This window comes from Zavarzinia sp. (assembly GCF_049306435.1).
In the GTDB taxonomy this organism is placed as follows: domain Bacteria; phylum Pseudomonadota; class Alphaproteobacteria; order Zavarziniales; family Zavarziniaceae; genus Zavarzinia.
The window spans coordinates 1-7,569 of record NZ_JBAQRT010000058.1 but is presented as its reverse complement, the minus strand read 5'-3'; the positions used below and the strand labels follow the sequence as shown (position 1 = coordinate 7,569).

The window sequence follows — 7,569 nt, the reverse complement described above, 5'->3', positions numbered from 1 at the left end:
GGCCGGGGAGAGGTTCCCGCCTTTTTTGTTCCGGTTTGGTTCACGCCAGCCATGGCTCACCATAAGGGTGATTCGGCCGCCGGTGAATCCGCAATCTCATCCGCGACAAGGTCAGAGACTCCACAAGAGACCAAAGGGCAGCGGCGTCCACCAGCCGATGGCGACACCCGCCGCCCGCAAGCGCCGCGCCGCCCATTCGTTGCAGGTCAGGATCAGCGAATAGCGCCCCCGGCCTTCATAGAAGGCATCGGCCGGACCATAGCGATAGCCGGGAATCAGCCGGGGCCGACCCGCGTCACCCGTCTCGAAGCCCGCCTTCAGGCCCTCGACCAGAAGGCCATAGGCGGCGGGATCGAGGCGCAGGCTCCGCACCCCGCCCCCCGGCAGGGGCGTGCCGTACCACAGCGTGACATGGACGAGACTGCCACGTGACGCGAAAAGGGCACGGGCCGCCGCCACCGGCGTCAGATCGGTCCAGCGCGGTGTGTTCAGATAGAAATCCCGGTCGCCCCAGCCAAAACCGGCATAGGCCGCCATGAAGGGATTCCCTTCCGGGTAATGTTCCGGCAGCAGCCAGTCGCCCCAGTCCATGACCGGGTGTCGCATCGGGACCAGAATGTCGACATGGGCACCGTTGGAGACGACGAAGATCGTTACCGTCGCCGGTCCCGCCGCCGGCCGGCCGGGCGACAGGGGCAGCGCCCCGGCCAGCGCCACCATCAGATAGAGCACCGGCAAACCGACCAGCACGCCCAATCCCGCGAGGGCCAGTCGGCCCAGCCGCCGGACCATGCCTCAACTCCCCCGACCGACGAGGCCCGCCGCGATATTGACCATGAGTGCCAGGATCAGCGTGTTGAAGAAGAAGGCGATGACGCCATGCACCAGCACGGTCCGGCGCAGCCGCCGGCTGTTCACGACGACATCGGAAACCTGCGCCGTCAGACCGACGACGAAGGAGAAATAGAGGAAGTCGAAGTAGTCGGGCTTTTCGCCACCGGGAAAGCCGAGCGGCGGCGCCGTGCTGATCGCCGCGTAATAGGCATGGGCGTAATGAACCGCGAACAGCATGTGCAGCATGGTGAAGGTCGAAAGGATGGTCCAGAAGACCAGGGCGAAATCGAGCAGGCCTCCGCCGTTCTGGCCGAAATGCGAGACCCGCAGGAAATCGACGAGGGCCGCCACGATCGCCCCCGTGCCGATCAGCGCGAGGAGAACGATCACCCATTGCCGGACGTCGTGGATGCGCGCCCGACGCCTTATGTCCGCCTCGGTCGCCCGGGCCATCATGCTGCCGGTCGCCACCAGATAGACGAGAAGCCCGGTATTCCAGGCGACGACCGGGCGCAGGCCCTCGGGCAGGTCTTCCGGCAACAGCAGAAAGCCGAGACCGACGACGAGGCCGGCCAGCAGGAAGCGCGGCCGACCCAGGGTCAGACGGCTCAATCTGGAGCGCATATGGGCGTCCCTTTCACTCGCAGTGCTAACACTCGCTTAACAGGAGTCACGACATCATGGCCAAGTTACGGCCCGGAAAGGGATCATGGCCACCATCGAAGAGCCGCCCTGGCTGCGGTTGGTGAAAGCGCCGGTCATCATCGTGAACGCCGCCGGCGAGACGCTCGTCGCGGCGAACGAGGGGGCGCGCCGTATTCTCGCCCTGCCGTCCAGGCTCCCGTTGCCCGCCTCCCTCGTCCTGCTCATCGGCGAGGAGGCCGTCGAGGCCCTTGAAGCATCGACACGGGACAAGCGGGAGTTCCGCATCGTGGCGACCTGCCGGACTCGGGGCGGTTTCCGCGCCCTGTGTCTCGACGGCATCGCCTGCGACGAGGGCTTCGCGGTTACCCTCGGCCATCCGGTGCCGGACGAGCGCGCCTGGCTGGAAAGCCTCGAGGAGGTGGCCGCCGGCCTGCCCATCGGGCTCGAGATCTACGATCGCGATTTTCGGCCCCTGTTGTGCAACGAAGTCTCGGATCATTTCTTCGACTATCCGGACGTCCACATGGACCACCATGACGACTGGTGGGACCTCGCCTTTCCCGACGAAGGCGACCGCCGCCATGCCTTCCTCGAATGGCACGAGCGGATCGCCGAGGCCCGCGCCGATCAGGGGCGGTCCCGCTCGGCGGAATGGAAGGTGCGTTGCGCCGATGGCCTCGACCGCAATTTCGAGTTCCGCTTCCGTTTCGTCGGCGATCTCTACACCGTCGTGTTCTGGGATGTCACGGAACGTCGCCGCCTCGAGGAAGAATGGCGCGAATATGCCTGTACCGATGTGCTGACCGGCCTGTGCAATCGGCGCCATTTCTTCGAACAGGGCGAGGTGATGCGCAGGAATACCGACCTCAGCCACGAGGCTCTGTCCCTGCTGATGATCGACATCGACCATTTCAAGGCGATCAACGATCAGCACGGCCATGCCGTCGGCGACCATGTGCTGCGCGTCGTCGCCGAGCGTTGCAGCAAGGCCCTGCGCCTCGGCGACCTGCTCGCCCGCATCGGCGGCGAGGAATTCTCGGTCCTGCTGCCCTCGACCGGCACCCGCGAGGCGGTGACGATCGCCGGCCGGCTGAACCGTGCTCTGGCCGATTATCCGATCGAATGCGGCGCGGTCGCCGTCGATGTCCGCATCAGCGTCGGCGGCGCGACCCGAACCCATGAGGGCGAGCCGCTGGAAAGCCTGCTCGACCGCGCCGACCGGGCGCTCTACGCGGCCAAGAGCAATGGCCGCGACCGGGTCGAATTCTCAGGCTGACGCGGGCAACGGCAGACCGTAGATCCGGCAGGCGTTACCAAAGGCGATAGCCTTCGCGATCTGCTCCGCCCGGCGGGGCAGCAGGTCGCCTCGGGCGATCCAGCCCCCCAGCACATCGGCCAGGGCATCGCGGAACAGAAGCGCCCCCATGTAATGCAATTCGGCCAGACCAAAGGCGTCGGAGCTGTAGACCTGCTTGTGGAATGGCGCCAGTTCCATCATTTCCGCCACCACCCGCGGCGCCGAGGCGCCGGTGAAATTCTGGCTGACCCCGGTATCGACATAGACATTGGAGAAGACTTCCGCCAGCCAGGCCGCCTCGCGCAGGAAGGGCCAGCAATGCAGCAGGGTGATGGTAACGCCCATCATTTCCATCTGTTCGATGAAGGGCAGGAACACGGTGGGATCGCATTTCGGCATCGACACGTCGCGATCGCCGAAACCGACATGAAGCTGCATCGGAAAACCCTTCTCGCGGCACAGGCGGGCGCCGACGTACAGCCCGTGACGGATCAGCACCGCGTTCTCGAGCCGTTTCGCCTCGCCCGTGTCCAGCTGGCGCAGCCACAGGTCACCGGCCGCGTCGACCTCGGCCAGCGACGGCTCGGTCTGGTCGATGTCGAAGGTCGTGCGATAGGCGACGATGGACTTGAGGCCGACCGCCTCGGCCGCGCGCCCGGCCAGCCGCGCCTCGAAGGCCTGGCGGAGGGCGGCGCCGCTCACGGGCTTCTGCCGCGCCACCTCTTCCATCACCGCCTCGATGCGCACCACCTCGCGCGAGGGCACGCCGCTGACCGCGGTCATGCGGGCGGGATCGAAGATCGAATCCGAGCGGTGGCCGGTGTCGATCAGCAGGCTGGAGACGCCATTGGCGCCAATCAGCCGGCGCGAAACTTCCTCGAAGCCGAGGCTGCGGCGCAGCTCGAGATAGTCGCCCGGCTCGGCATGGGGATCGAGGTCCAGCACGGGCGGGCAATGGCGCAGCAGGGCGAGGCCCAGCGGCTTGTCGAACTGGCTGCAGCCCGGCACCGGGCGGTGGCCCTCGCTCATCAGCGCCTCGAAGGCGGGACGGTCGAGATCGCGGGCGACCACGCCATGGCAATGGTGGTCGATCAGCGGCAGACTGCCGACGAAACTCTTCATCTCGGCCCCTCAATAGGCATTCAGATAACGAGCGAAGAGCGTCGGCTCGTCGGTCTCGCGGGCCGTCGCGGCTTCCCAGCGCTTCAGCCGGCGATAGACATCGAACAGCGTGGGCGAGAACCAGCCCCTCGCGATCTCGTCCGCCTCGAGGGCATCGAGCGCGGCGTCGAGCGACCGGGGCAGCGGCACGATGCCCAGCGCCGCCCGCTCGTCCGGCGTCATGTCGGCCGGGTCGCGATCGATCGCCGGGGGCAGCGCGAGGCCCCGGCGGATGCCGTCGAGCCCGGCGAGGACAAGGGCGCCCAGTGTCAGATAGGGCGAGGCGCAACCGTCCGACGGACGATATTCGACATTCCAGCCCTTGCGCCGCCGCGTCGGATCCGCCGAGGGCGAGGGCGCGACCCGCAGCGCCGCTTCCCGGTTCTGCAGGCCGATCGCCTTGAAGCCGCAGCTCCAGGCATGGGGTGTCAGCCGGTAGTAGGACACCGGCGTCGGCGCCGTGATCGCCACCAGCGCCTCGAGATGAGCGAGAATCCCGGCACAGAAGGCCGCCGCCCGCGCGGTGAGGCCAAGCGCGTCAGCCGGATCATGGGTGACATTCTCGCCGCTGGCCGCGTCGACCAGGCTGAAATGGATATGGGCGCCATTGCCGACCGCCTTGGGCGCCGGTTTCGGCGTGAAACTGGCGCGCGCGCCGTGATCCGCCGCGACGGCCCGGATGATTTCACGCGCCTTCAGCGCGGCATCAGCGGCGGCGACGCCGATTTCGGGGGCGCAGGCGATCTCGTATTGGGACACGCCATATTCAGGCTCCAGACTTTCCGGGGTAACGCCAGCAGCGCGCAGCGCGGCGCAGCAGGCCCGCAGGAAGCTATTGCCGCGCCGGGCGGCGGCGAAGGAAAAGCCCGCCTCGACCGGGCCTGGCGCCTCGAGGGTGAATTCATGCTCGAAACTGGCGCAGAACGACAGGCCGGTTTCGGCCCGCAGGGCTTCCAGCGCGCGGCGATAGAAACTGCGGGTGCAGCAATCCCAGTCATCGGTCACCGAGGCGCGGGAATCGCAGATGACCGCCGACCAGCCTTCGCCCGCGATGCCTTCATAGTCGAAGCGGCTGGCCATGTCCGGGATCTGGCGCGCCTCGTCCATCGGGCCCCAGGGATTGTCGACGATGCTGCCAAAGGCGGTCAGGGCCTGGCCGGCGCAGGCCCAGCCGAGGCCCGCCTCCGCCTTGCCGGCCAGATCAGCGCTGGGCACGCCCCTTGTCCGGGTGACGCCGACCAGATCGCTCCACAGCAGATAAGTAATCGCTTCCCGCGTCATGAGGTGCACTCTCCGGTAACCCAAGGCATTGCAGCCCGGCGCTTGCCCCCTGAATTAAGGCGGGCGGCGTCCGATCATGTCAATAATCTTTCTTCCTTGTCATATTCATCGTCCATGTTAATCCTCTTTCATGACGTGAGGACGCCATGAACATCAGGGACAGACTGACCGGCGGGATGCCGGCGCCGACCCCGGCCGAGACGCGGCTGTCGCAGGCCCTGCTGACGGATTATCCGCTGGGCGGCATCGGCACGGCCTCAGCCCTGGCCCGCAAGGCCGGGGTGAGCGATCCCACGGTAACCCGCTTCGTCGCCAAGCTGGGTTTCGCGAATTTCGCCGATTTCCAGGCCGCGCTTCTGGCCGAGGTGGAGGCGGGCCTGCATTCGCCGCTCCTGATGATGGGCGCGAAGCGGGGTTCCGCCGAAGCCGACCATCCGGCCCGGGCCTTTTTCCGCTCGGCCGCGCGGCAACTCGGCGATTACGCCGACCGGTTCACGCCGGCGGTCTTCGATCCGGTGGCGGATCTCCTGCTGAAAGCGCCCGGGCGCATCCATCTGCTGGGCGGCCGGTTCAGCCGTCATCTGGCCTCGATTCTCGCCGCCTATCTCTCGCAGTTCCGCGACGGCGTGATCGACATCGGCCCCTGCTCGTCCGAAAGCGTCGACCGTCTGGCCGACATGGGAAAGCGCGATGTCCTCGTCGTTTTCGATTACCGCCGCTATCAGGGCGATGTGGTGGAGCTTGCCCTTCAGGCCGCCGGTCTGGGCGTGAAGATCGTGCTGTTCACCGACCCCTGGATGTCGCCGGTCGCCCGCCACGCTGCCCATGTCATCGTCGCGCCGGTGGAAATCGACTCGCCCTTCGACAGCCAGATCACCGCCCTCGCCCAGGTCGAGGTACTGGGCCACCTGATGATCAGCCGCGATTCGCAGCGCCCTCGGGCGAGGATGGAGCGGATCGAGCGGATCCGCCGCGCCAATCGGGTCACCCTCGACGGCCCGGCCGGAAAGACACGCCCATGACCGATGCGGACTGGCCGCCCGCCGTCACGACCCGCAACGAGGGCGGACTCTCCCCCTTCGTCCTCCTGTGCGAACACGCCAGCCGGCATATTCCGTCCGAATATGCCAACCTCGGCCTGCCCGAGGCGGAGGTGCGCCGCCACATCGGCTGGGACATCGGCGCGGCGGATGTCGCCACCCGCCTGTCCGACCGCCTCGATGCGCCACTGTTCCTCGCAGGTTACTCCCGCCTGCTGATCGACCTGAACCGCCCGCCGCATTCGCGGACGCTGATCCCCGCCCGCTCGGAATCGACGGAGATTCCGGGCAACCTGAACCTCGATTCCGCCGAGCGTCAGCGGCGCATCGAGCGTATCTTCACACCCTTCCACCACCGGGTAGCCGGCGTTCTCGATGATCGCCTCGCCCGGGGCGTGCCGACGATCCTGGTAACCGTCCACAGCTTCACGCCGGTCTATCTGGGCAAGAGCCGGCCCTGGCACGCCGGCATTCTGTTCGATCGCTCGGAAGCCTTCGCCCGCCGCCTGATCGAGCGCCTGTCGGCGGAAACGGACCTCGTCATCGCGGCGAACGAGCCCTATCGGATCACGGCGGACGAGGATTACGCGATCCCGCTCCACGGCGAGGCACGCGGTCTCGACGCGGTCCTGATCGAGATCCGGAACGACGGCATCGACACGATCGAAGGCGCCCGCCGCTGGGCGGAGCGACTGGCCGCGGCCCTCGCCCCGGAAGCGGGGTGAGGGGTTACGCCGGGACCTTACAAATCACACGTCCAGATTGGCGACCGAGAGGGCGTTTTCCTGGATGAAGTCGCGGCGCGGCTCGACCACGTCGCCCATCAGCTTGGCGAAAATCTCGTCCGCCGTGTCGGCGTGGGAGACTTTCACCTGCAGCAGCGTGCGCGCCTCGGTGTCGAGAGTGGTTTCCCACAGCTGCTCCGGGTTCATCTCGCCGAGACCCTTGTAGCGCTGGATGGTCAGGCCCTTGCGCCCGATGGCGAGGACGGTGTCGAGAAGCGCGGTCGGGCTGAACACTTTCGCGTCCATGTCCTTGCGGGTGAAGCGGGCCGGCTGGCTGTAGATATGCTGCAGCTCGGGCGAGATCTCGTCGAGGCGGATCGCCTCGGCCGAGCGGAACAGGCCGATGTCGAGGATATGGGCCTCGCGCACGCCGCGCACTTCCCGCGCGACGACAAGGCCGCCCTCGACCCCGACTTCGCCGGCCCAGCCATCCTCGCCCTCGGCGGCCAATTGATCGAGACGGGCGGCGACCCGCGCCGCCGCCGCCGCCGTCGTTTCGGTATCGGCCAGCACCGCGGGCGACAGG

General features: G+C 67.3%; 7 protein-coding genes and 1 pseudogene. 3 read left to right on the top strand and 5 right to left on the bottom strand.

Translation table 11 applies throughout. From position 1 onward, the window contains the following. Nucleotides 1–111: 111 nt before the first annotated feature. Together WAZ62_RS03045 and WAZ62_RS03040 are read right to left on the bottom strand one after the other, a co-directional pair. The gene (locus tag WAZ62_RS03045; protein WP_422642058.1) at nucleotides 112–792 is read right to left on the bottom strand and encodes a TIGR02117 family protein; all 681 of its coding nucleotides are present in this window, start codon (nucleotides 790–792) and stop codon (nucleotides 112–114) included. A gap of 3 nt (nucleotides 793–795) precedes the next feature. Continuing rightward, complete coding sequence (locus WAZ62_RS03040; RefSeq protein ID WP_422642057.1) at nucleotides 796–1,458, bottom strand: DUF1345 domain-containing protein; 663 nt, start codon at nucleotides 1,456–1,458, stop codon at nucleotides 796–798. Nucleotides 1,459–1,543: 85 nt separating this feature from the next. Here WAZ62_RS03040 and WAZ62_RS03035 point away from each other — a divergent pair, with 85 nt between their 5' ends. Continuing rightward, the gene (locus tag WAZ62_RS03035) at nucleotides 1,544–2,755 is read left to right on the top strand and encodes a diguanylate cyclase (RefSeq protein ID WP_422642056.1); all 1,212 of its coding nucleotides are present in this window, start codon (nucleotides 1,544–1,546) and stop codon (nucleotides 2,753–2,755) included. Here WAZ62_RS03035 and WAZ62_RS03030 read toward each other — a convergent pair. Together WAZ62_RS03030 and WAZ62_RS03025 are read right to left on the bottom strand one after the other, a co-directional pair. Beyond that, complete coding sequence (locus WAZ62_RS03030; RefSeq protein ID WP_422642055.1) at nucleotides 2,747–3,898, bottom strand: amidohydrolase family protein; 1,152 nt, start codon at nucleotides 3,896–3,898, stop codon at nucleotides 2,747–2,749. The genes WAZ62_RS03035 and WAZ62_RS03030 overlap by 9 nt on opposite strands. 9 nt (nucleotides 3,899–3,907) lie before the next feature. Then, nucleotides 3,908–5,218 carry a hypothetical protein gene (locus tag WAZ62_RS03025; protein ID WP_422642054.1) on the bottom strand — a complete coding sequence of 437 codons (1,311 nt, stop codon included), beginning with the start codon at nucleotides 5,216–5,218 and terminating at the stop codon, nucleotides 3,908–3,910. 146 nt (nucleotides 5,219–5,364) lie between these two features. On the opposite strand from WAZ62_RS03025, the gene WAZ62_RS03020 reads away from it, so the two are divergent. Continuing rightward, a complete protein-coding gene (locus tag WAZ62_RS03020) occupies nucleotides 5,365–6,240 on the top strand; it encodes a MurR/RpiR family transcriptional regulator (protein ID WP_422642053.1) in 876 nt (291 codons plus the stop codon). Further along, nucleotides 6,237–6,983, top strand: coding sequence for an N-formylglutamate amidohydrolase (locus tag WAZ62_RS03015; protein ID WP_422642052.1), 747 nt, complete (start codon nucleotides 6,237–6,239; stop codon nucleotides 6,981–6,983). Before WAZ62_RS03020 ends, WAZ62_RS03015 begins: the two co-directional genes overlap by 4 nt. A gap of 24 nt (nucleotides 6,984–7,007) precedes the next feature. Here WAZ62_RS03015 and WAZ62_RS03010 read toward each other — a convergent pair. Next, a pseudogene (locus WAZ62_RS03010) lies at nucleotides 7,008–7,569 on the bottom strand (DNA gyrase subunit B); the annotation flags it as partial.